The sequence below is a fragment of the Bacillus cereus group sp. N11 genome (assembly GCF_016483605.1).
GTDB classification, from domain to species: Bacteria; Bacillota; Bacilli; order Bacillales; family Bacillaceae_G; genus Bacillus_A; species Bacillus_A toyonensis.
Window position 1 is genome coordinate 98,038 of record NZ_JAEHBN010000009.1, and the last position, 23,420, is coordinate 121,457.

A 23,420-nucleotide genomic window follows, 5' to 3' on the forward strand; every position below is an offset into this window, starting at 1 on the left:
ACTAAACCCTACTATAAAGTAACAAATTACTTTGGATACAGTATTTTGTTACAATGAATTCAAGAGTTATGAAGCTCATTATTTTTAAATACAAACGTGATTTAAACGTTCGGTTTTGTTACAAAACATAGACCAATTATAATAAAACAGGAAAACTCACAAAGTACTTATGCCTGTGGGTGACGAAAGGAATGTGTACGAAATTGAGTAAATCAAGTGAAATAAGTAGATTTGAAAATAGATTCTCAGAAAATGTGATTGAAATAGCAGCTGTCACAGGGGCATTAGGAATTGGTGCATCAAAAGGCGGTGACAACATTTTGTGGACTGCGTCAATTGATTTGATTGCGTGGAAAGACTTACATAACAATGAAACGATTACAAAAGAAGACATACGACTCTCCTGGTTGGTTGATGATGCAGAATGGAGAAAATCAAAAGACATTTTGACAGCAAATACAGTTGTAACATTACAGGTGCGCAAGTCAGAAAATTTATTGATGCTTGTTAAGGTTTTGGAAACACCATATAAAGATGATGAGTTGGAAATCATCTTACAAGATGCGATGAAACCGGTTTTTTATCATGATGAGATGTTGGGTGAGTTTGAACTTGATAAAAGAGTGAAAACTTTTGAAAAGAGAATGTCTTGGGCTAGTGAAGAATGTCATTTATATTTTGATTGGAATGAAGACAAGCATGTGATGATGTCTGCACTGGAAACAGCACATGCACTTTTCAAAGAGCAAGATGAATGGAACATGAAAATGAAAATATACGCCGCAAAAGAACTGGTAGAGTTAGCAAATGAATGGTTACAAGATGATGATGAAGCGGAAATCGAAGAAATTACAAAAGAAATGTTCATCAATTCCATTACATTAAGCAGCTTAAGCGTTTATTCAGAAGGTGATTTTGAAATATTCTTTTTGGATGGAGATATATTTTGGGGACATTCTATCATTGTAAACGGAAACATTCATGAGGGGCTCTCTTCAGCTGAGATTGCAGGATAAAGTGAAACTTCCATTATTGGGGATTTTTCTTCATCCCTACTGATGGATTAGTTGGACCAATCGGGCGCTTACTGCTCTAAAGTAGCAGGATAAATTGTTATACTTTTTGATGTGTAACGATAATAAAAGCGTTTAGAAATCTAAGTTTTATTCAAAAAATGGCGCTCGATTGTTAAACCATCCAACATTGTTTGCGAACTACAAAGTAAAGGCTTAGTTTATTTTTACCAAATTTCTCATTACCACGCTTAAAGTTACCCGTAATTTTTGCTAACAATAACTGTACTTCGGTTATATTATCTTCAACTTTTTTGATTCTTGCTATAAGAGATAGCACCATATGCGCATCAAGATAAAATTTTATAGTACCCCAAAATGAAAAAAGAGATCTTTATTACATATTAGGACAAAATTCAGTTCTGGGAGTAGTTATATTTTCTTAGCTTGATAGGTATGTGATGGGCCCCAAGAAGGAGATACAGTTGTTGGAGCTTGGATGAATCGATTAACTAGAAGTTTGAAACACACTCATTCCCACAGTAAAACCGTATCTCCCCTATAAATCTGATAAAAAACATTATTCAATATTTGTACAACATAGGGGGAAGTTTTTAATTAGAAGGGGGACAACCTCTCTAATTTCCATTGGTAAATTCTTATCAGTTTCCCATGAGAGCTACAGCTCTCTTTTTTTATTTTCGTTCGACATGATACAACAAAATAGTTGTAACTGGATTTGTTATGCTTGGATGAGAAATTCTACATTCCCTATAATCGGAGGAAACGAATTATGCAAAACTCATTTTATACAAAGTGGTGGTTTTGGTTTATCATTGCCGTTGTCGTAATTGTTGTTGTTGGCGGAAAAAACACCAAAGAAGAAGCTACAACAACTCCAACCGAACCCAAAAAAGAAATAAAACAAGAACAACCCAAACAAGATGTTCAAGTTCAACCAGAAAAGAAGGAACAGCCTAAACAAGATATTCAAGCTCAACCAGAAAAGAAAGAACAACCTAAACAAGATGTTCAACAATCTGCATCGGGATTTACAAACCCTATAAAAAATATCGATAAAACAACTGCTATGAATGTCATCAAAGAAAAAGCAAAGAAAGACTTCCCAGATGATTACATGACACAGAATTACGTAGCAGAGGAACAAGCTAAGGCGTTTGACCATTTAAATGGTATTGAACTCAAATCCCAGGAGGAACTAAACGTTATGAAGAAAGTGATCAACGACTTCCCTAACGACTTCATGACTACTAAATATGTGTATGAAGAACAGATAAAAGCTATGAACAAGCAGTAAAAAGATACTATGTTGTTCTTTTCTTCCTAATCGAAAATATAGATAAACATGGTAAAATAATATTTGGATGGGAGTCCAATACATATTATTAAAATTAAAGTGGTTCAAGTCGGAGGAAGGCATCTTTGGGTGTCTTTTCTTTTTTCTTAAAAGGGGCTTTCCAACAATTCGGAAAAAAAAGCACGCTAAGAGTATGCAAGATTTTATACAGTTTTTTAGCTAATCCAGTAACAAACGAGAACCCTAAATCCGCGCCAGGATAGGAATGTATAAAAAAATAAATAGATCCATAGAACAATAAAAGGAGGTTCCCTTGTGAAAGTAGGTATTCCTCCTGGTCCTCGCTACCAACAATGTTATGTTAACTGAATGCGAATACCATATACATCCAAAAATCATAACAAATCGATTCTCCGAAATGGTACAATTAGGAAAAGGGGGAAAGGATATGTACGATTACAAATTCGTGAAAGTCGAAGTTAATAACTGGAAAGGGGAACCAAAAGAAGATTATAAGCGTATTATTGCCGAACATGCTGAAGACGGTTGGAAATTTGTTCAAATCTTTGCACCATCAATCGCAGGATACGCGCAATATTTTGAGATTATCTTCGAACGAATCAAATAATCCCTTTCGAGAACGAGAGGGATTTACTTTGAATAACATATAAAAAGAACTGAAATATTTTGGAATCTAATTGTTCTCAATTTAACTTATAAGACAAATAAGCTGTCCATATGGGCAGCTATTGTATTTTCTACTTATCGTGTTTTTCCATCGCCCCTTATTAATCTAGGCAGAATAATATTTATAACAATAATAGGTAGTAGGTACTCTTAGGTTGATCGCGATATGATGATACCCCTAAATAGATAAAACATTTTAACGTAATAAAATAATATTAGGATGTGAGTCCAATACATATTATTAAAATTAAAGTGGTTTAAATCACAGGAAGGCACCTTTGGGTGTCTTTTATTGTACATAAAAAAGCCTCTCCGTCTTATAGAAACTGTAAGTCCTTGAAAATACACAACAATTGCAAATATATTAATTTTATATTAGATTAAAGATTAGCGAATATTCGTAAATTAATAAAGTGCTAAATAGTAGGTGAAAAAATGGAATTTTACGATTTGGGTATTACCATTAAAGAAATTAGAATAAAAAAAATATATCACAATCTGAATTATGTCATGGAATATGTTCACAAAGTCAAATTAGCAAAATAGAAAAAGGTATGATTTATCCATCTAGCATATTGTTGTATCAATTATCTGAACGGCTTGGTATTGATCCAAATAATATATTTGCACTAACTCAAAACAAGAAATTAAAATACGTAAAAAATGTAAAATACGTAATGAGAGATTGCGCAAAGCAAAAACAATATAAAGAACTTTATGAAATAGTAAAACAAGAAAAAAAACAAAATAATTTTCAATCAAAAGAAGATAAACAATTTCTAATATGGCATGAAGCAATTGCTATATTTGAGGTAAATAGATCAACAAAAACTGGTTTAACTCTTTTAAATCATGCATTAAAACTAACTTTAACCAATTCTGATTTTTTATCAGAAAGAGAAATAGATATTATGCAGACAATGGCTATATTTTATGCAGAACACAAAGAATATGAAAAAAGTATTAATATATTAAGAAGATGTTTAACCAATTTTAATAAGTTAGATTTTCCTAGAGATAAAGAAATTAAATTAAAAATCATTTTAAATTTAGCAAAATTTTTGGACCTCACACATCAACATGAAGAGGCAATAAAATACCTTGATAAGGGCATCAAATTAGCTATTAATCTAGACACTTTATACCTACTAGGTGAACTATACTATTTAAAAAGTCAGTATTTATTAAAGATTAAACAACATAATGAAGAAGATGTTGTTAATAACATGAAAAAAGCATTATTTATATTTGAACTAAGAGAAAAAGAACATTATATACAAATGATTAAAGATGAACTTATTGAAATACAGAATAAAAAACACTCATAATTTCGTAAAAACTACTTACAAAGCCCAAAGGAAAAACCCCTATAGTTTTTAAACTTAGAACTATATTATTAAAATTAAAGTCGTTCGAGTCGGAAGAAGGCACTTTGGGGTGTCTTTTCTTTATTTCTCAATATAAGAACTTTAAGGATATGCTATTATTTAAATACAAATTCCCTTTTGTGCACTGAGATAGTAATACCCAATAAAAAAGCCCACCTATTTCCGTAGGTGGGCCTTGTCTTTATTACACAATATCAAAGTATACTCTCTTTTTCTCATAAACTTTATGTAATTATACATATTTGTAAAAATTAAACTAAATAAATATTACATGTAGTAAAATATAAACCGTAGACACGTTCTATAAAGCAGATTCTTTTGAAAGACGTAACATATTGATCTCAAATCTCTTGTATTTTGTGAACTAACAATCTGGTGTATATAGACGATTCTGTTTTATAGGATGTGTTTACACGTATAACAAAGGGATAATACGGATAAGTTTATACTAAATGAACGTGTTTCAAGTCGGAGGAAGGCACCTTAGGGTGTCTTTTCTTTTGTACCTTAAAAAGGTATCGACAGCATTCTATAGAAAAAACAAGCTAAGAGTATGCAAGATTTTATACAGTTCTTCGACGAACCCAGTAACAAAAGAGAACCCTAAAACCGCGCCAGGATAGAAATATATATATAAATGCATAGAATCATAGAAAAAGAAAAAGGCCGATTCCTTGTGAGAGTAGGATTCCCCCTTGTCCTTGCTACCGATAATGATGCGTTATGTTAACTTGACGTGTATATGTTATACATCAAAACTCCTCATCCAGCGTTGTCTCCACATGGTACAATTAGGAAAAGGAGGAGGACTTCAAAATGATTTTAGAAGCAGTCATGTTGCAAGTAAAAGACGGTATGGAGACGGAGTATGAATCGGTATTTAAGCAAGCATCCTCAATCATCTCTTCCATGCAAGGATACATAAATCATGAATTACAACGCTGTATGGAGCGGAAAGGGAAATATTTGCTCCTTGTGCAATGGGAAACTTTAGAAGACCACACGATGGGATTTCGTCAATCTGAACAATATCAAGAGTGGAAAACATTATTGCATCACTTTTATGATCCATTTCCAACAGTTGAACACTTTGAGCTTGTAGAGTTATCACGAAACTGAACTTGAGCGTCTATTAATACTTGAAAAGTAACTTCCAATAACGGTAATTATGTAAATAAGCTGTCCATATGGACAGCTTATTGTATTTTTTGCTTAGTGTCGCTTTTAAATAAAGTCACGGTGTTTATAAAAAAGACGCGATGTTTTGTCCCTTTGGATCTGTTTATCTAAAGGGATGTTTTTATAGTGAAAAGAAAATCTGAACTGAAAGGCGGATTAAGGAACTGTTGGGCGGCAATAAAGTTACTCCACTAAAAGGCCATTTAATTGAATAAGACTACAAAAAAGTCGCTTTACCTTACGTAAGGAAAGTAACTTTTTAGCTTGATTTTCTCCTTGTTATCAAGCTATTTACTTTAAGTTCATTTGACTAATTTTGAAAAAGTTGTTGACTATTCAGTTGAACTGTATTAAATTTTTATTAAGTTGAACTATATAGTCGAACTGAGTAAAGGGTGAGGATATGAAACATAAATTATTACCGTTGTCTGAAACCATGCATTATATTTTATTAGCCATGCGTGAGCCACTCCATGGTTATGCCGTAATGCAGAAGATAGAAAAGATAAGTAACGGTACTGTTATTTTAGCAGCTGGTACATTATACGGTGCGATTGAAAACTTGAATAAGCATGGTTGGATTGAACCTGTTGGAGAGTTAGGTCGAAGAAAAGTTTATATGATAACTGCAGAAGGAAGCGACATTTTGAAAATGGAACAAAACAGGTTATTGCATATTTTATCCCTGTACGAAGGAAGTGAATCGAATGAAGAAATTTAGTAAGATGTTTTTTGATATTGAAAAAGAGGAGCAATGGCTGAACGAGCAATTACAAAAAGGCTATCGTTGTACAAATATTAGTGGATTAGGAATATACACTTTCGAAAAAACTGACAAGAGATATGTTATACGACTTGATTATCAAGATTATTTACCTAAGAAAAAGTTGGTTGAATACAAAGGGATATATGAGGATTTCGGTTGGAACTATATAAAAGGGCCCTGGCTTAGTGGAATACGGTATTGGCAAAAAGAAGATGATGATCAAAATGAAATCTTCTCGGATCGCCAATCAAAGGATAATCATTATAAAAAATTAATGAATTATTCATTTTGGTTGGTTATGCTGTGTTTAGCTTATTCTTATATGTTTTACAAGGATTCGGGATTATATCATGAAGGTCTTTGGAGTATGAAAGGTTCATTATTTTGGAAGGCATTTTTATTTGAAACTCCATTTGTCCTTTTGAAGTTGTCCTCCACACTTCTGTTTGTTTTTTTTGGTATCAATTTCTATAAAACTTATCGAAAGTATTCAATGTTAAAAGAAAAATAAACGTTTTTAAAATCTTCCAGAATCGGGCGCGATTGTGGAGTAAACACAGGTAGAAAAATGATTAAACTTTATATAAAAAATTATTCACTAGCAACAAATAACCCAAGCATTTTGATTAAACTTTTTTCAAAATGTTTGGGTTTCTTCTGTTGAAAAATCAATTTTTGTAGCATGCTTTTGATCAAACTTTATTACAAACCAACACTTAGCGTGGGGTTTTTTCCAAAATGCTGGAGATACCTCTTATAAGGATTCCTTTTTTATATCAAAAATTTACAAATAAAAAAAGATAAGGGAAAAACAAGTGACACAAACTATCTTAATTTTTATGATATTATATTTTTTGTTAATTTTAGATATAAAACCCATATTTAATATCTATATCAATATTGAGAAATTTATTACAAAATTATCTATAAATGTTTTAAAAACCGAAAGTAAACTTTTAGCCATTAGTTTACATTAAATTTTAAAAGGGGTATCGTCAGCATTTTGAAAAAAACCCATGCTAAACAAAGAAATTAGCCCCCACAAGAGAGACTAATTGACGTAAAATTCGTTATCAGAAATAAAATTTAACTCGAAAATAGCTAATTTTATCAGTTGTTGAATGTCTGAAAAAAATCAAACTAATGATATTGTCGAGATCCTTTGGCAACTTCTTGCTGTGATGACTATCATAGTGACTTTTTCTCCAGCAACCACTATTAGTGGTTAATTACCATAAGAACTTGTTTTTGAAATTTGCTATTTTTTAGAAAGTATGTTAATTTAATAAAGACCTATTTTTGTTCGGTTTGAGATTAAGAATAAATTTTGTTTTTCGTCTAAGGTATTTGAGCAAGGGTAGTAACATATGTGTGGGTATCCACACTAGGAGGCAACAATTATGGAACAAGGTAAAGTAAAATGGTTTAATGCAGACAAAGGTTTTGGATTCATCGAGCGTGAAGGTGGAGAAGACGTATTCGTACATTTCTCAGCTATCCAAATCGACGGTTACAAATCTTTAGACGAAGGACAAAGTGTAACGTTTGAAGTAGAACAAGGACAACGTGGCCTACAAGCTACTAATGTTCAAAAAGCTTAATATTAGTTCATGAAAGACCCTCTTGTAGGGTCTTTTTTTGATTTTGTTATAATATTCCGAATACAACTTTTTAAGGGGATTTGGGGTGCTTAACTTTTAATGAAAAAGAAGATGTTAGAAATCATAATTTTAGCATTATGGGATTTTTCTTTTAGTTATCTTGCAATTATATTAGGAATACCAAAAAAAACGGATTATATATATAGTAGGATTTTCAATCTTATTTGTTGGTGGACTTTTGATTGTGCATCTATTTCAAAATAAGAATGAAAATGGAAAATAACTTTGTTTGATTGTATATCTCATACACGTCTAGTCAACATAACGTCCCATTATCAGTAGCAAGGCACTTTAGGGTGTCTTTTCTTTTTAAAATATATAAGCGCACCATCCCTTTCCTAGTAGAGGTCCCCTCATGCCTCCTTACAGAGAGAATGATAAGGCATTTTTTATTTACCCAATTACCGAGCTCTCACATGTTTTAAATAGTTACAATACTTGTATTACTTCAATAACATATGATCATTCTTAAGAATGTCATTGAAATGTATCAATAGATTCTAGTGCAGCAAAATAAATTGTGCTATGATGTGAGCAAATATAAAGCTATCTAACGGAGGGATTCACATGCCGCATGTTGTGTTTCGTGGAATTACTACTGAACAATTAAAACACATAAGCAAGCCATTAGTAGAAGAGCTCGCAGAGATTTGTGAGTGTGGTACGGATAATTTTACGTTGGAACTACCAAGTCCTACGTTTGTATTCAATGGAGAAGAAATAGAAGCGTTTCCTCTTATTGAAGTGAAATGGTTCGAGCGTGGACAGGAAATTCGTGATCGATTTGCCAAGGCCATTACTACATATGTAATGGATTTTGGAATTCCAGAAGTAGAGGTTGTATTTACGGTTTTCACAGAATCAGCGTATTATATTAACGGGAAGCATTGTGCAAGTTAGAGCCATTTGAAAGATTTTTGTAACATTTATAAGGGGTAGAACCACATCGCTATCAAGCTAACTAGACAAAATACCCCCTAAAAAGAAAAAGGCGTTATTCTTTCTGAGAAATCATAGGAAAGGATAACGCCTTTATATCAATATGGGGTATAGCCGAGATACGTGTAAAAATAGGTCATAGACTTACGTTTATTTCCAATTACGTTTGAAATCAGCTATTATATTTTCATAAAATTACAGCTCAGATGATATTTAGCTAATTGTCTAAAGAAAATGTATGCATAGCTTTGCTGTGTGTTTTATCAATGTAGTTTTTTGATAATGTTTGGTCAAGTTGATACTAATACCCTCGATAAATGGAAGAAAATTAAGAGTGTTCCGAGAAAAAATAATTAAAAAACGCTCTTAATTTATTTAATTGAGTTATCCTTTCATACAAAAATCTGATTATTTATGTAATTGGCATTCCATTAAAACGCTCATTTACAGAAGAACATTATTCAAGTGAAGCCCTCTATAATTCAATTACAACACCTTGAAAGTTTATGATACTATCCTAATCATACTTTTTATATTTAATGTTTTAAGGAAAAAAGCTATACTATAAGCGAAACTAAAAATCAGAAAGGAAATACCAGAACATGGAAACTTATTTGCTATTTATCCTTACAGCACTCCTTATTATAATGATGCCTGGTCCCGGTTTTGCTTTAGTTACAAAAAACACTATCTCTCATGGTAGAAATGGTGGGATAAAGACCGTCTTAGGAACGGTATCTGGAATGATGATTCATACAATAATGGCTACACTAGGACTCTCTGCTATCTTAATGAAATTTGCTATGCTATTTACATTAATAAAATATGCTGGGGCATTTTATTTAATTTATTTAGCTGTAAAGTCAATTAAAAGTGCCTTTTCTAAAAAAGAAGATATGTCAGGTTCAATGGAAGTAAACTCTAAGGATATTGGAACGGTTAAAAGTTTTAGACAAGGATTTACCACGGCAATCTTAAACCCAAAAACGGCTGTATTTTTCCTTAGTTTTCTACCCCAATTTATTGTGAGTAATCAAAGTCATTTCTTCCAATTTCTTTTGTTGGGACTCACATTTACGACTTTGACAGCAATATGGTATTTACTTTATATATCTCTAATACGTCAATTAAGAACTTTTTTAAGAAAAGAAAAGGTGAATCGTACAATAGAGGGCATTACTGGCACAGTGTTATTAGTATTTGGAGTTAGGCTATTTTTCCAAAAATAAATATGTAATAGAGAGATTTTAAAACTTTCGGTTTTTCCAATAAATGAATCAATATAAAAAGTATGGCTTTCAAACAGTAAAAAAGTTAACAAACGGGTGCGTTTGTGGAATAAGCTTCAATAAAATAACCAAACTTTTTATAAAGAAGTGAATCGATTATATTAAATAAGAACATGTTTTGATTAACATGTTCTTTATATTTGCCTCTATATCATGATGGTTGTTTTTTTGCCGCGATGGTATTATTACGGAAAACGATCCAATCGAACAAGAAAAACGTATTAAATACAATGATTTAATCACCAACTCTTTAATTTTTCAAAATGTAGTAGATATCACTATAATTTTATGGCAACTAAAAAAGGAATGTTATCGCTTTTCACGCCAAGATTTAGAAAGGCTAAGTCCTTATATGACTAAGCATATAAAACGCTTTGGGGATTATGTAATTGATTTACAGAAAATCCCCCAATCAATAGAAGAAGCAATCCCTTTATATTTGGTTTTGATAATTTCTAACTATCCTGTTAAAATGTAATTACCGTTGTGTTACAACCGGCCTGTGCTTCTGTACGGGCTTTTTTTGATGCTATTTTTAGCTAGCGGTTGCATTGTGCTCACCCTTTCTGATGCTTTCACGCATCGGAATATCCTGGAACAGTTGCATTGATGGGGGCACCTGCCACAGTAGGTTTTATTTGTTTACTTAATATTCTAGTAATTAAAAAGTTATCTTTATTTGTAAATTTGTGGTATTATTAGTTTGTAAGGTCGCCAATTCGACTTTACCTTTAAAAAATGAGCCTTGAGTTTCACACTCAAGGCTCATTTTTTATTTAGCTGGAGTGATATACTTGTATGTTACCTCAACCTTATCTGTGCTGTAATGTACACCTCTAGCTCTTAAATCTTTTATGATCCACAAAATATTCTTTCGTTCGTATTCATCTCGCTGCTGTTTATGCATAGCCTTACCACCATTTATCTATTTGGTATAATGTTTATATCAGCTAAGAGAGGAAAAAAGTAGCATCTCTACTATAAAAAATCCTAATTTTTCTTTGTTTATAATAATCATGAAGTTTTTGCATCACAATAGTATTATGTATATCGAAAACAATAAAAGACAACTCCAATTAAGAGTTGTCTTTTTGTGCAATAAAATTCCCAAAATATGAAGATATACAAACGAATATAATACGTTATCGTTTATATTATAGCAAAAATAAATAGCATTGTGAATAAAAAGAATATTATAATTATTTTTCGGGGTATAGTTAAAAATCTTCGAAAATAAACCTTTTATAAAGGTTTATTCTAAATATGATTATTGTATTTCGAGGGGCTCCTTATAAATCTTAGCTATATATTTTACAAAATCAATGACGGGATAGTGTATGAGTGAACGATCTTGCGCAAAACGAACCCCTTCTTTTTCCATTTTCGAAATGATTTGTTCGATTTCCAACTCTTTTTGTTGTATTCTATTATAATTTTGATATACAATGTTTTTCCATTTATAAGAAGAACCATGAAAATAACCTTCTCCTTTTACCATATGGCTGAATATTATTTCTATTTTTTCTCTGCGTTGTTTTTCCTTCATATGCGCTTCCGTTGACTCCATGTTTATCGCCTCTTCCCTTTGTGTGATATACTGTTTCACAAAATTCGGTCTAACTTAGCCAATGTATATTAATCTTGTTGGGAATTGTCGTTTAAGGCTATCTCATCAACTGTATTTGTTTTTCAAGCGCTAAATGGATTTTACATCTAAATAAGTTGATAGTGTGTATAAAATACTATCAATCTTTATTATAAAACGATTCTTTATAGGCTTGCACCTTTTTACACTCACCAAGATTTAAAACATGACGAGTATCTTCATCCATGAATGTTATCCTCAGTATCCCTTTTTATATGAAAAAATCATATAAAAACATAGCGCTCTTAAAGAATTTTGTTATGTTTGACTTAAAAAAAGGAAAGTAATATTTATTTGTAGAAAATTTTTAAGGACAAAAATAGGATGAATATCCATGGTAAGAAAAGGGGGCACTTATATGCTAACAAATGATTTAGATTTCCGATTAGAACCACGTTTAAAAGAAATGTATGAACAACATAAAATAAGAGCGCAGAAGATAGACTGGGGTTATCATGAGTTTTTACCATGGGATAAGGGAATGGACTTTAAAAGAGTTCCTTGGGATGAAAGTCAAGTTACTCTTCCTTCTGGTGTAATTACGGCCATTGAAACAGCTTTATTAACAGAAGTGAATTTACCATGGTTTACAACGTATTTATCTGCGACTTTTAAAGGTTCCCTTTCTGTTATTACAGACTTTATTCACACATGGACTTCAGAAGAGGATCAACATTCGAATTTATTGGAGACATATTTACTACTCACTCGAAGTGTGAACCCTAAACGAATACATGAATTAAGAAAGTCAGTCGTTGAGGGTGGATTTGAGCCAGATTTTCATACACCAATCGAAGCCATGACGTATACGACGCTACAAGAACTTGCAACGATGGTGTTTTACAATAATGTAGCTAAGGTTGCAAGTAAGCATGATCCAGATCTTGCTACATTATTACGCCGTCTTGCAAAAGATGAAACTCTTCATTATGCGTTTTATCGAGACGTGATTCGAACACATTTGGAATTGGAACCTAATTATTGCTATCATATTGCCAATGTGATTAAGAATTTTAAAATGCCAGGTGCCGTCATGCCTGATTTTGAAAATAGAATGGCTGTGATTGCAAAAGAAGCAAACTATGGACCACTACAATATTTTGATCAAGTACTTGATGTAGTGGTTGAGTATTGGGGGTTAAAAGACTTACGACCAATTGCCCCTCTAGCAGAAAAAGCAAGAATTGAGATTTTGGAGTACCATATAAGATTGAAAAAAATACGGGATCGATTTGGCCGGTTTCAAGGGAAAACTGATCTACGTTAATGAGTATGGATTTCAGAATATAAGCGGGGAAATTCCCTTGCCTTTATGGGAAATCTGACACAATCCCTATTGTTTTGGGGGTGTTTTTTACTTAATTTAATTTTCGTTAAAAAAGTTATTGACGATAAAAATGATTTTATGATATTATAAAATATTTGATAAAAAATAACATGTGTGTTAAGCTTGAGAAGGTTACCACATATGGAGGTGGATTATATGTTTCAAATTGGCGATAACATTGTTTATCCAATGCACGGAGCAGGTATAATTGAAGCCATAGAAGAAAAAGAGTTCTCAGGGAAAAAGCAATTGTATTATGTAATAAAAATGTCAATTAGTAATATGCAAGTCATGATTCCTACGGGTAAAATATTGAGTTCGAATATACGCCCAGTTATTGATATACTTGCATTAACGCACATTATACAAATTTTTCAGCATGGAGAATCAGATGAATTACTGCCGTGGAAACAAAGGCATAAAGTAAACACGGATAAAATAAAAACGGGTGAAATACAAGAAGGTGCTGAAGTTATACGTGATTTAATCCGTATGAAGAAGGAAAAAGCACTGAATACAAGCGAAAAAAAATTGTTGGATGATGCATATAAATTTTTGGTCAGTGAGCTAGAATTAATTAAAGGAATCACTGAAAAACAAATAAAAAGTTTCTGTTAAGATTTATTATAAATAATGTATGACATCCCCCAGAAATATCCTGAATTTTCTGGGTATATGATGGTTATTAAAAGTAAATTATTTCAAAGACATTCAACTTCTTCAACTCACTTTTAGAGTAGGAACCTCTTTTGTTATCACTTCAATCTAATCCATTTTTATTTTTAAATTTCTTTTACGAACGTTCGAAGTTTCATTAAATAACTCGATTAAATAGTCACTTGATTTTTGCAATCCTGATTCACACTGGCACGGACAAGGATCCGTAAGGATGGAAGAGAGGTAGGGCTTTCATTGTTTTAGGTAATATATTATCTAAGTCATTATTTCTAGAAGAAAAAACAATCAATCTCACCGCTATCTCTTTAAGAGTTCCTTACATCTACTGAGACAGTGAATAGTAATTGTTTATCTTCTTTACGTAAAATTGATAAACGAACTGGTAACACCATATGGTCAACTACAAAAATGGTTTCCAGACCAGGAAACCATTTTTAATTTCATTTACAAAACAATAGTAAATTAAGCAGTAAGAAGGAGTGCACAAATGAAAAAGATGTTAACAAAAGAATTAAGTAATGAATTACAGAAGCGAGAAGGCGTCATTTCTATTACAGTTGAGTCTTATGAAAAAATTGAAGTTGGTGGAATTCGTGTAGATGGACCAGCTGTGATTCTAATTAATCAAGAATAGCTAAAAATAGTTGAATGAACGAAGAAAAGGATCAGCCTTTACGAGAAGGGAAGATCCTTTTTGTTTGCTACGGCTAATAACAGGATATACATATATTCCATCTGATGTGATGGGGTTCAAAGGAAGGAGAGGGTCGGGATTATCATCGTGGAAAGCTTAATATTGGTAGGATTTCTTTTTATTTTATATACATTAGTTGATCAAAAACAAACTAAGTATTTGAAACGATAGATTGTTTTCTTTTTAAGAGCGAGATTTATCTTATGGTGAAACGGATAATGTAAAGGAGGAATTTAGATGGATGCAAGGAAAGAACGCATGAAATACGAGAAGATGTCAAAGAATTATAATTGTATTTATTTCGTTTCGTTTATCCTATTAATTATACTTGTTTGTAGTAGTGTGATTATCATAGGAGCTACAGGAGGAAAATATGGAGTGTTTTTATTGTTAGCAATTTTACTTAATGCACGTATTACGAAAGAGTCTCAAAAAAAGTATGAGCACTATTCTAATAAAGGGCGTATTTAAAATAATACAAATCCTAAAAGGAACAACCTAGATGTACATTCAAGATATCCATATATCATCACCTATTAACTAGTAAAAGTAACTTTATATAAATACTTTTTCGCAATTTAGAAATAGAAACCGTACCTTATTAGAATGTTATTTCCGTTCCTATAATGAATTATCCTTCTAGCATATTTATAAGATTTATATCATATATTAGGAGAAAGAATGCAAATTAGAAAGGAGTCTTATAGAATGAGTTATTCGGAAGGAAATGACTTGAGGGAACACCATACGGTAAGTACACCTAATCCCTACGTATATCAGACATTACAATCAGTAATTGGTAAATATGTGGTTATTGAAACTGTAAGAGGTAATGTAAGAGGAAAGTTAAAAGATGTTAAACCAGATCATTTGCTAATTGAAGATACGGTACCGTATATTGTACGAATTCAACAAATTGTATGGATTATGCCAAAACAATGACTAAATTACATCTAATTTGATTTATAACAAATTGGTTTCTTAGAAGTCCAAATAAAAACACAGGGTTTTATCTCTGTGTTTCTTCAAATTTTCTTTTTTGGATATATGCTTGAGCATGGATAATTTCTTTCTGAAGTTCTTTTAATTCTTCCGTAGATCCTGATTCAATCCTCATATACGTAGTAACTAGACTAATCATCATATCCATCTTCTCTACTATATTTTGAATGACCTGTTCAGAATGCTCTTTTTCAGGATGTTGTATTGCTATTAATACATTTTCTATATAATTGTTCTTTCTTTGCTGGATATCATAAATAAACTGTTTTGTGTTTGAGTTCATTTGTTTTCCCTCCGTTTTGCATATATTTTCATTCTATCATATTTGAATAGAAAATATTGAATGGGCCGTTCTTACTTGCAACATTCATTGGTCAAAGGGATTGTCACAAGTGATTTTGGTGAAGAACTCAATTATAAATGGTATGAAGTTAAGAGTTAGGTGAAAAGAGTGATTCTAAACCGAGGCACTCTTTTGTTGTATAATTTTTAAACCTTAATAGATTAAATGTATTCTAAAGAAGAACAAGGTGATAGTGAATTCAATAAATTTTTACCATTTTGTTTAGGAGGTGTTACTGTGAAAACTATAGAAATTGAGATAGTTAGATCTGGGAGTCGTAAGGATTTAAAAATGGACTTAGATAAAGTTGTAAAGAAAGGGTTTAGAGGTTGTAGTACAATATCGAACACAAGCAATTATAAATGGAATGGAATATTCAGCTTCAATCATTGGGTGTAAATCAGAATGATAAGGGTAAACGTAAGGGAGAGTGAAAATGATAATAAGTATTATAGCGGGAGCATTCTATTTTGGTTGGGTAATGACAGAGTTCTTGCTATGAACCGCAAAGTAAACTCTTCAAAACATATAAAAATTCATTCGCTTACTGAATATGGAAGTGAAAGCGAGTAAAAAACGGGGAGGGGATTAGGGAGACCAAAACTAGAAAAAGAAAAACTTTCAATTGCACTACGTATGTATGATAGTAACGAATGTTCCATAAAGAAATCATAGAAGGCACTGGAATATCACAAGGCCCCCTCTATCGAGAAATTAACAAACGAAAACTTGAAGAAACACAGAAGTAAAAACACTTTGTGTTTCTTCAAATTATATTATTTCATTGAAATACACTACCTAATTTCTAGAACGACTTTTTTTTACTTATCTTTAAAGAAAAAAGATAGCATACCAAAGTGATAGTAGACAGGTGCATTCAACTACAAAGAATACATATTTTAAAAACTTCATAAAACTTCTTTTAAGTTTATTTTATCCTATGGAAGGGATTTTACTAGTTAATACAAATGTCATTTAAAAATAAAAATCGATTCTCTAACGTACAGGAATCGGTTGAAATGTGTCTAAACGTACAATTTTCCCGAAATGATATAGTGAGGCCATGTAAGCAAAATAGGAAAATAGTTTGGCAAAATAGAAAGTGAATTTGAGATACAAATATCCAGCAATGGGTGGCAGCAAGTATTAGAAGAAAAATAAATAAAAATAGGGGACGCATTTCCTATGTAACTTACAAGAAGATATGTATGAACAATTAAAAGAGAGGACATCATTATTTTTTTAAAAAGTAGAGTTCGCTAACGTGGGCAGAGTGTTTCAACAGATAAATTTACTGTCGATGGTTCATGGTAGGAAGCAAGTAGTCTACAAACAAATATTCTCCTAAATTATTAAAAATTTTTAGTTCCAGAATTCTTATTATATAAGGATTCTTTTTTGTATCAAAAGTATACAAGGTAAAAAGATAAGATCGGCGAACACGATCTTATCTTTAGCACAAGGAGTAAACAAAAAGGATAACCATTATATTTTTATTTTGCTTAGATTTTTGCTGATTCTTAATATTAAAGCCATAATCAACAAGAGTATATATTGAGAAAGTAATTACAAATTTTGTTGTAAATGTTTAAAAAAATGAAAGTAAACTTTCACTTTCCTCTAAATATTGACTTAATAGAATTTTTTTATCGAATTTTTTTAATGTCTTGAACAATTTCGTCATAAGGAGTATTTTCGACACCTGAATATTTTTTTAGAACTTTTCCATTTTTGTTAATCAGATAAAAACTTGTGCCATGTATAACTTGTGTATCATTTTCTGGCTTAGTTACAAGTGATTGGAAGTTTTCTTTAGCAAAATTTTCAATATCTGCTCTTTTATATCCCGTGAGGAAATGAGTCCTATTTCCATCCATTTCATAGACCTTCATAAATTCTGTTATTTTTTCTGGTGTGTCTACTTCAGGATCAACACTAAATGATACAAATTCTACATCTTTAATCCCGTCCGTATTCAACATTCTCTGGATTTTTGCCATATTTGCTGTCATAGGTGGACAAACTGTTTGGCAACTTGTAAAGAAGAAATCAGCTACCCAAATTTTATCTTGTAACTCAGCGGATCCAAATGGCTTCCCATTTTGATCTGTAAATGAGAACTTTTGCACATCCCAATTTAGTGAATTGTTGAGTTCTGCATCTTTGCATGCTCCTAGAGCTATAACTGTGAATATAAGTATAAGTGATCTAATGAAATTCGTTTTTTTCATATGTATTTATCTCCTTTCAATTTTTATAGATTTTACGGAATGGTTATATGAACTACCCAACACTCGGTAGCATTTACTTTGGTTAATTTTTATTTTTAATAGCCATCGAATTAATCCCCTTGTTCCAGGGTATTTATACTACTACTACTACTATGCATATAGCTTCCACTTTGATGCTTATAGTTCACAAGACTGCTTATAATTAAGATTGTTAGGTATGTCATTAGTACATACATTACGGATCATAATAAAAGGTTAAAGGTAAAGTTAAAACAAGAAGATATTATCTAGTACTTTGTTATACAAAGCGCGATAGCTGATAAGAAGTATTATATGTAAGGAAAAATAGATAGTTCATTCAAGAACTTATTGACAATACTAGTAATAAATTCATCTCGGTATGATCCTTGAATTAATATCCTTCATAAGAGTGAGAAAACACCATATATTTGGATAACGTGTTAAAAATAGAGTTAACTATAGTATAAATTAAAGATTAAATTATACATATTGAGAAAATATTTTAGAGATTGAATATTAAGATTTCCCCTATTAAAATTAAATTTGAAATGAAAGGATAATCTGTAAGCATGGCCCTTATGTAGAAAAGAGATAGGACTATTTCTATCTCTTTTTGTTATGCTGTCAGTTTATATATCTTTGATTAATTCTTTAGACACATGTAAAAGAATTTAAATTATGCCTGATATATTCCTTTTATTAAGTTAACTAAGTTAATTGATTCTAGAATCTTATAACATTAGGAGGATAGCAAATGAAAAATTATCAACTTACACAGATTTTAAGAGAAAAAAGAAATTTAGACAAAAATTATTATGAATTTTTGCATGAAACGGATCTAAGTATGGGGATTTATGAATTGAAAGCAGGATCTTTAGATATGCAACAACCACATACAGAAGATGAAGTATATTATATTATCAATGGCAGAGCACAACTTGTAGTAGAAAGTGAAAATATTTTTGTGGAAACTGGTTCTATTATTTATGTAAAGGCTAACATGAAGCATAGATTTCATACTATTGAAGAAGATCTCACGGTACTAGTTTTCTTTGCACCTGCTGAATACTCTTGCGAAAAAGATTTTAAATTACAACGATAATTGCATAATAAGAAAGGTAAAAATAAATATCTTTTTATCAAGTTTGTTTCAATTAGACAACAACTAATTATAGGCAAGTATGTTATTCCATTAAAGAAAAATAAATTTTTTCAATAAATAATAATCAATAGAAAAAAACATAAATGTTAAAAATAGTAAATTTATGTTTAAAAAAGGTAAACTTTACGGCGTTTTAATGAATTCTTGTTTGTTTTTCTTAAGTAAAAATATCTAGTTGTATGACTTTTGATTTGGGAATATTTAGTATTTTTTCGCATAAAAATATATTTACGGGAAAATATTTCTAAATATTTCTAATCTATTGAACAATCAAAAGTTTTAGTATACGATTACAACGTGTTATCAAGATATACAGAGAAGAAAAGGAGATTACATATGAAAAATAAAAAAATTGGAATCATCATGAGAAAAGGTTATAGCATTCATGGTGATCATATTGAAACTGCAGGAAGAATATCTGATGAACTTTACTTGTTTACGAGTGTACCAAGTAAAACAATGGATGCGCGCTTTAAAGAAGTAATTGTACTTGAAGATGCTTCTGAAATAGATGCTGAAAATTATATTTTTACAAAAGGAAAAGATCTAGGAATTAGCTTTTTTGTAACTTGGCAAGAAACTGATATTGTCTTAACTGCTAAAATTAATGAACGCTTTGGGAATAAAGCGTTATCTGTTGAAGCTGCTACGACATCTCGAGATAAATCAAAGCAGAGAGAATTTATGTTAAAGAATTCCATTGTTAGTCCTAAATTTGCAAAAGTTAATTCTATAGAGGATGCAGAGAAAGAAATAGAAAATATTCCTTTCCCTGTAATCATTAAGCCTACTATGGCTGCTAGCAGTGAATCTGTATATTTAGTTAACAACTTAGAAGAATTGAATAATTCATTAGAAAAAATTATTAATCTTTCTAAAACAAATAAAGGATTCTACTTTAACCAAACACAACAATGTGTGGCATTAGTAGAAGAATTTCTGACTGGTGAAGAAATTACAGTTGATGGAGTCGTTTTAAATGGAGAATTTTACCTTGGTGGAATTCACAATAAAAATAAAATGATGGGCCCATATTTCGAGGAAGATGAATACACTTTACCGTATGTTGGTGTAGATGAAGACATAGTTGTTAATATTGCTAAAGAAATATGTGGAAAATTAGCTATTGAAAACAGTTTATTTAATGTAGAACTACGCCGAGATACGCAAGGGAATTTTAAAGTTGTAGAATTTAGTACTAGAATCAGTGGCGGGCATGTTTATCGTAATATACGTGATGTACATGGAATTGATTTAGTAGCCGTTAATATTCTTGGTTTATTAGATTGTAAAGGGGATATTATGGAATTCTTCTTAACTAGATCTACAACACCAAAATCTTGTACTTGTATTAAATTTGTATATAGATCTGGAATTATAAAGAAAAATGAATTGGGAATTGTTGCTGAACAGCCAGAGTATAAGGCTTACTATCCTGTAGCAAAAGTAGGAGCTGAAGTATATCATGCTCCAAAAGGATTTGATATAACGGGCTTACTTTCATTAAGAGCACCATATAATGATAAATCTGATGTAGAAAAATTGCGCCAAAGAGCTAGAGTATTAGATAATCAATTAGATATAGAATTAGAAATTCCGGTACATGCATAAAAACTTAAGTAAATCTGGTTGTTATATTCCTTGTTTTAAATGAGGAATATAACCGCTAGATTTATCGATAAAGTATTTAATAGTATCAATTTAAAACCAAGTAATCCTATATGTATTATCATAGAAATGGAGTGGAAAATATTATGAATAAAAAAGTATCTATTTTGGGAGCACCTACTTACTTCGGAGCTAGTATAGGAGGGGTTGACCTTGGACCATATGTTGTAAGATATGGTGGTATGTCGAAACAATTAACTGAAATCGGGATTGATTTTGTTGATCTAGGAGACATTTCTCTTCCTTCAACCAATAATGAAAATTATGGAATTGTCAAACAAGAGTTTTCAAATGAAGTAATTGATATATGTAAAAATATTGCTTCAACAGTTGAGAACGAATTGGAAAAAGGGCATTTTCCATTAGTTTTAGGAGGAGATCATAGTATTGCAATTGGTACTGTTACTGGAATTCTTAGAAAAGTACCACGATTGGGAGTAATCTGGTTTGATGCTCATGGAGATGCAAATACATTTGAAACATCGATTTCTGGTAATATTCATGGGATGTCTTTAGCAATTCTCTTAGGATACGGTAACGAAAAATTTAAAGATTTTCTAGAGAAAGAAACTAAAATTGATCCAAAGAATATCGTACAAATAGGAATTCGTGATTTAGACCCGGGGGAAGAAGAGTTTCTCAAAAATTTAGGAGTAACAATTTTTACAGCAGAAGATGTGAGAAAACAAGGAATAAAAAGTATTATGGAAAAGGCAATTAAGATTCTCAATAATAATACAGATGCAGTTCATCTAACATTTGATTTAGATGCTTTAGATCCTGAATTTGCTCCTGGAGGAGGATTGGCAGTTCCACATGGTTTAAGTTTAGATGATACAAAAGAGGCAATTGATATGCTAAGAAATAATACAAACCTAGTAGCTGCAGAGTTCACGGAAATAAACCCTATATTAGACAAGGATAATATTACTGTCAACACAACAATTGAACTTATCACTGAACTTTTAAGTAAGAAAGTTACTATGTCTAAATAAAAATTTTTCTGAAATTATTTTTAAAACTATAAAAAAACTATAAAAAAAATATAAAAAAAATATAAAAAATAAAATTATATACGAGAATTTAAAAAAAACGAAGAGGACGAGTCAAATGAATAATAAAATCTATGACGTTATTGGAATTGGATTTGGGCCAGCGAACCTAGCTTTAGCAACTGCTATTGAAGAAGAAAATAATTCAATGGAAAGAATTTTTCTAGAAGAAAAAACGCACTATCAATGGCATCCAGGGATGCTTTTAGATAATACAAATATTCAAATTTCATTTTTGAAAGACCTTGTAACTCTAAAAAATCCTAAAAGTAAATTCTCCTTCTTAAATTATCTACATGAAAATGAAAGACTAAGCGATTTTATTAATCTCTCAGAGTTTTATCCGTCACGACTTGAATACAATGATTATATGTCTTGGGTTGCTTCTCAATTAGAAGATCACGTTTATTATAGTCGAACAGTAATTTCAGTAGACCCTATTGTGTCTGAAGATTCAGTCGAATTATTAGAAGTTATTGTGCAAAATACAAAAACTAATCAATTAGAGAGCTATATTACTAAAAATATTGTTTTGGCTACGGGTGGAACACCAAGAACGCCAATAAATATTGAAATGAATAATAGTAGAGTATTTCATTCAAGTCAATTTAAAAACAAAATTAATAACTTTGAACAGAATGATGCTCATAAGTTTTTAGTTGTAGGATCGGGACAAAGTTCAGCTGAATTATTTTTCCATCTAATCAATAATTATCCGAAATCAGATATTACGGCAACGATGAGACCTTTCTCATATAAAGCTGTAAATGAAAGTAAGCTTGTTAATCGTATATTTGACGCTAATATGATTGACTTTATTTATTCTTTACCAGAAAAAAATCGAGATGCTTTATTAAAACACCACAGTGATACTAATTATGCAGCTGCGGATGGAAGTTTAATAAGCCAAATTAATAAAGCTTTATATAACCAAAAATTTCATGGAGAAGATCGTTTTAGAATAAAGCCATTTTTAGAATTAACGGAGATAAAAACACTGTCTGATAAAGTGGTTGTTTATTACAAAGACATAGTAAAACATACAGAAGTTGTTATTGAAGCTGATGCTGTAATTCTTGCTACTGGGTACGAAAGTAAAAAGAACCATCCTTTATTAAAAAATCTTAACTCGTACATTTCAGATAATATTGAAGTTTCCCGAAATTATCGTTTAGAAACAACGGATAAATTTAAACCTGGTATTTATTTGCAGGGTGTAAATGAAAGCACTCATGGACTGAGTGACACTTTATTATCTAATTTATCTATTCGGTCAAATGAAATTTTAAAAACCGTACAAGAAAATAATTCATTAACAGAAGAAAAAACTAAAAACGTGGTTTCATAATATAGGGGG

At 31.2% G+C, this 23,420-nt stretch carries 21 protein-coding genes and 3 pseudogenes; 21 read left to right on the forward strand and 3 right to left on the reverse strand.

Translation table 11 applies throughout. The annotated features are described in order from the left end of the window. Positions 1-191 precede the first annotated feature (191 nt). From JDS98_RS16485 to JDS98_RS16535, 11 genes and pseudogenes are all read left to right on the forward strand, one after another. A complete protein-coding gene (locus JDS98_RS16485) occupies positions 192-1,016 on the forward strand; it encodes a DUF2262 domain-containing protein (protein WP_199634084.1) in 825 nt (274 codons plus the stop codon). Between the two features lie 790 nt (positions 1,017-1,806). Continuing rightward, positions 1,807-2,331 carry a hypothetical protein gene (locus JDS98_RS16490; protein WP_199634085.1) on the forward strand — a complete coding sequence of 175 codons (525 nt, stop codon included), beginning with the start codon at positions 1,807-1,809 and terminating at the stop codon, positions 2,329-2,331. 448 nt (positions 2,332-2,779) lie between these two features. After that, positions 2,780-2,959, forward strand: coding sequence for a DUF4177 domain-containing protein (locus tag JDS98_RS16495; RefSeq protein ID WP_000272495.1), 180 nt, complete (start codon positions 2,780-2,782; stop codon positions 2,957-2,959). 494 nt (positions 2,960-3,453) lie between these two features. Beyond that, a pseudogene (locus tag JDS98_RS16500) lies at positions 3,454-4,346 on the forward strand (helix-turn-helix domain-containing protein). An 876-nt stretch (positions 4,347-5,222) separates the two neighbouring features. Further along, positions 5,223-5,525, forward strand: a complete 303-nt coding sequence (locus JDS98_RS16505) for an antibiotic biosynthesis monooxygenase family protein (RefSeq protein WP_199634086.1) — start codon at positions 5,223-5,225, stop codon at positions 5,523-5,525. A 463-nt stretch (positions 5,526-5,988) separates the two neighbouring features. Further along, on the forward strand, positions 5,989-6,306 hold the full coding sequence (locus tag JDS98_RS16510; protein WP_000681019.1) for a PadR family transcriptional regulator: 318 nt from the start codon (positions 5,989-5,991) through the stop codon (positions 6,304-6,306). After that, the gene (locus tag JDS98_RS16515) at positions 6,293-6,862 is read left to right on the forward strand and encodes a DUF2812 domain-containing protein (RefSeq protein ID WP_000714572.1); all 570 of its coding nucleotides are present in this window, start codon (positions 6,293-6,295) and stop codon (positions 6,860-6,862) included. Before JDS98_RS16510 ends, JDS98_RS16515 begins: the two co-directional genes overlap by 14 nt. An 889-nt stretch (positions 6,863-7,751) precedes the next feature. After that, positions 7,752-7,952 (forward strand): cold-shock protein, encoded by a 201-nt coding sequence (locus JDS98_RS16520; protein WP_000434817.1) that lies wholly within the window; start codon positions 7,752-7,754, stop codon positions 7,950-7,952. 627 nt (positions 7,953-8,579) lie between these two features. Beyond that, entirely contained in the window at positions 8,580-8,912 is a 333-nt protein-coding gene (locus tag JDS98_RS16525; RefSeq protein ID WP_199634087.1) for a DUF1904 family protein, read from the forward strand. Between the two features lie 641 nt (positions 8,913-9,553). Beyond that, a complete protein-coding gene (locus JDS98_RS16530; RefSeq protein ID WP_098127046.1) occupies positions 9,554-10,180 on the forward strand; it encodes a LysE family translocator in 627 nt (208 codons plus the stop codon). A gap of 217 nt (positions 10,181-10,397) precedes the next feature. Continuing rightward, a pseudogene (locus JDS98_RS16535) lies at positions 10,398-10,718 on the forward strand (Tn3 family transposase); the annotation flags it as partial. A 789-nt stretch (positions 10,719-11,507) separates the two neighbouring features. Here JDS98_RS16535 and JDS98_RS16540 read toward each other — a convergent pair. Next, positions 11,508-11,807 (reverse strand): hypothetical protein, encoded by a 300-nt coding sequence (locus tag JDS98_RS16540; protein ID WP_097859979.1) that lies wholly within the window; start codon positions 11,805-11,807, stop codon positions 11,508-11,510. Between the two features lie 436 nt (positions 11,808-12,243). Between JDS98_RS16540 and JDS98_RS16545 the strand changes: the two genes are divergently transcribed. From JDS98_RS16545 to JDS98_RS16565, 5 genes are all read left to right on the forward strand, one after another. Next, positions 12,244-13,152, forward strand: coding sequence for an acyl-ACP desaturase (locus JDS98_RS16545; protein WP_000957114.1), 909 nt, complete (start codon positions 12,244-12,246; stop codon positions 13,150-13,152). 216 nt (positions 13,153-13,368) lie between these two features. Beyond that, positions 13,369-13,830, forward strand: coding sequence for a CarD family transcriptional regulator (locus JDS98_RS16550; RefSeq protein WP_000486300.1), 462 nt, complete (start codon positions 13,369-13,371; stop codon positions 13,828-13,830). A gap of 547 nt (positions 13,831-14,377) precedes the next feature. Continuing rightward, positions 14,378-14,524, forward strand: coding sequence for a BC1881 family protein (locus tag JDS98_RS16555; protein WP_000738553.1), 147 nt, complete (start codon positions 14,378-14,380; stop codon positions 14,522-14,524). A 297-nt stretch (positions 14,525-14,821) separates the two neighbouring features. After that, entirely contained in the window at positions 14,822-15,055 is a 234-nt protein-coding gene (locus tag JDS98_RS16560) for a hypothetical protein (protein ID WP_000340043.1), read from the forward strand. 237 nt (positions 15,056-15,292) lie between these two features. After that, positions 15,293-15,526 carry a YuzF family protein gene (locus tag JDS98_RS16565; RefSeq protein WP_000122222.1) on the forward strand — a complete coding sequence of 78 codons (234 nt, stop codon included), beginning with the start codon at positions 15,293-15,295 and terminating at the stop codon, positions 15,524-15,526. Between the two features lie 67 nt (positions 15,527-15,593). Here JDS98_RS16565 and JDS98_RS16570 read toward each other — a convergent pair whose 3' ends face one another. Then, positions 15,594-15,869 carry a hypothetical protein gene (locus JDS98_RS16570; protein WP_001087717.1) on the reverse strand — a complete coding sequence of 92 codons (276 nt, stop codon included), beginning with the start codon at positions 15,867-15,869 and terminating at the stop codon, positions 15,594-15,596. A gap of 633 nt (positions 15,870-16,502) precedes the next feature. Here JDS98_RS16570 and JDS98_RS30300 point away from each other — a divergent pair. After that, positions 16,503-16,678, forward strand: a pseudogene (locus tag JDS98_RS30300) (recombinase family protein); the annotation flags it as partial. An 897-nt stretch (positions 16,679-17,575) separates the two neighbouring features. Here JDS98_RS30300 and JDS98_RS16575 read toward each other — a convergent pair. Next, a complete protein-coding gene (locus tag JDS98_RS16575) occupies positions 17,576-18,160 on the reverse strand; it encodes an SCO family protein (RefSeq protein WP_097959909.1) in 585 nt (194 codons plus the stop codon). A gap of 775 nt (positions 18,161-18,935) precedes the next feature. Here JDS98_RS16575 and JDS98_RS16580 point away from each other — a divergent pair. From JDS98_RS16580 to JDS98_RS16595, 4 genes are all read left to right on the forward strand, one after another. Next, the gene (locus JDS98_RS16580; protein WP_097959228.1) at positions 18,936-19,283 is read left to right on the forward strand and encodes a cupin domain-containing protein; all 348 of its coding nucleotides are present in this window, start codon (positions 18,936-18,938) and stop codon (positions 19,281-19,283) included. Between the two features lie 396 nt (positions 19,284-19,679). Then, a complete protein-coding gene (locus JDS98_RS16585) occupies positions 19,680-20,954 on the forward strand; it encodes an ATP-grasp domain-containing protein (protein ID WP_199634088.1) in 1,275 nt (424 codons plus the stop codon). A gap of 143 nt (positions 20,955-21,097) precedes the next feature. Next, positions 21,098-22,006, forward strand: coding sequence for an arginase (gene rocF / locus JDS98_RS16590; protein ID WP_199634089.1), 909 nt, complete (start codon positions 21,098-21,100; stop codon positions 22,004-22,006). 115 nt (positions 22,007-22,121) lie between these two features. Next, positions 22,122-23,411 carry a lysine N(6)-hydroxylase/L-ornithine N(5)-oxygenase family protein gene (locus tag JDS98_RS16595; protein ID WP_001060352.1) on the forward strand — a complete coding sequence of 430 codons (1,290 nt, stop codon included), beginning with the start codon at positions 22,122-22,124 and terminating at the stop codon, positions 23,409-23,411. Positions 23,412-23,420: the final 9 nt, after the last annotated feature.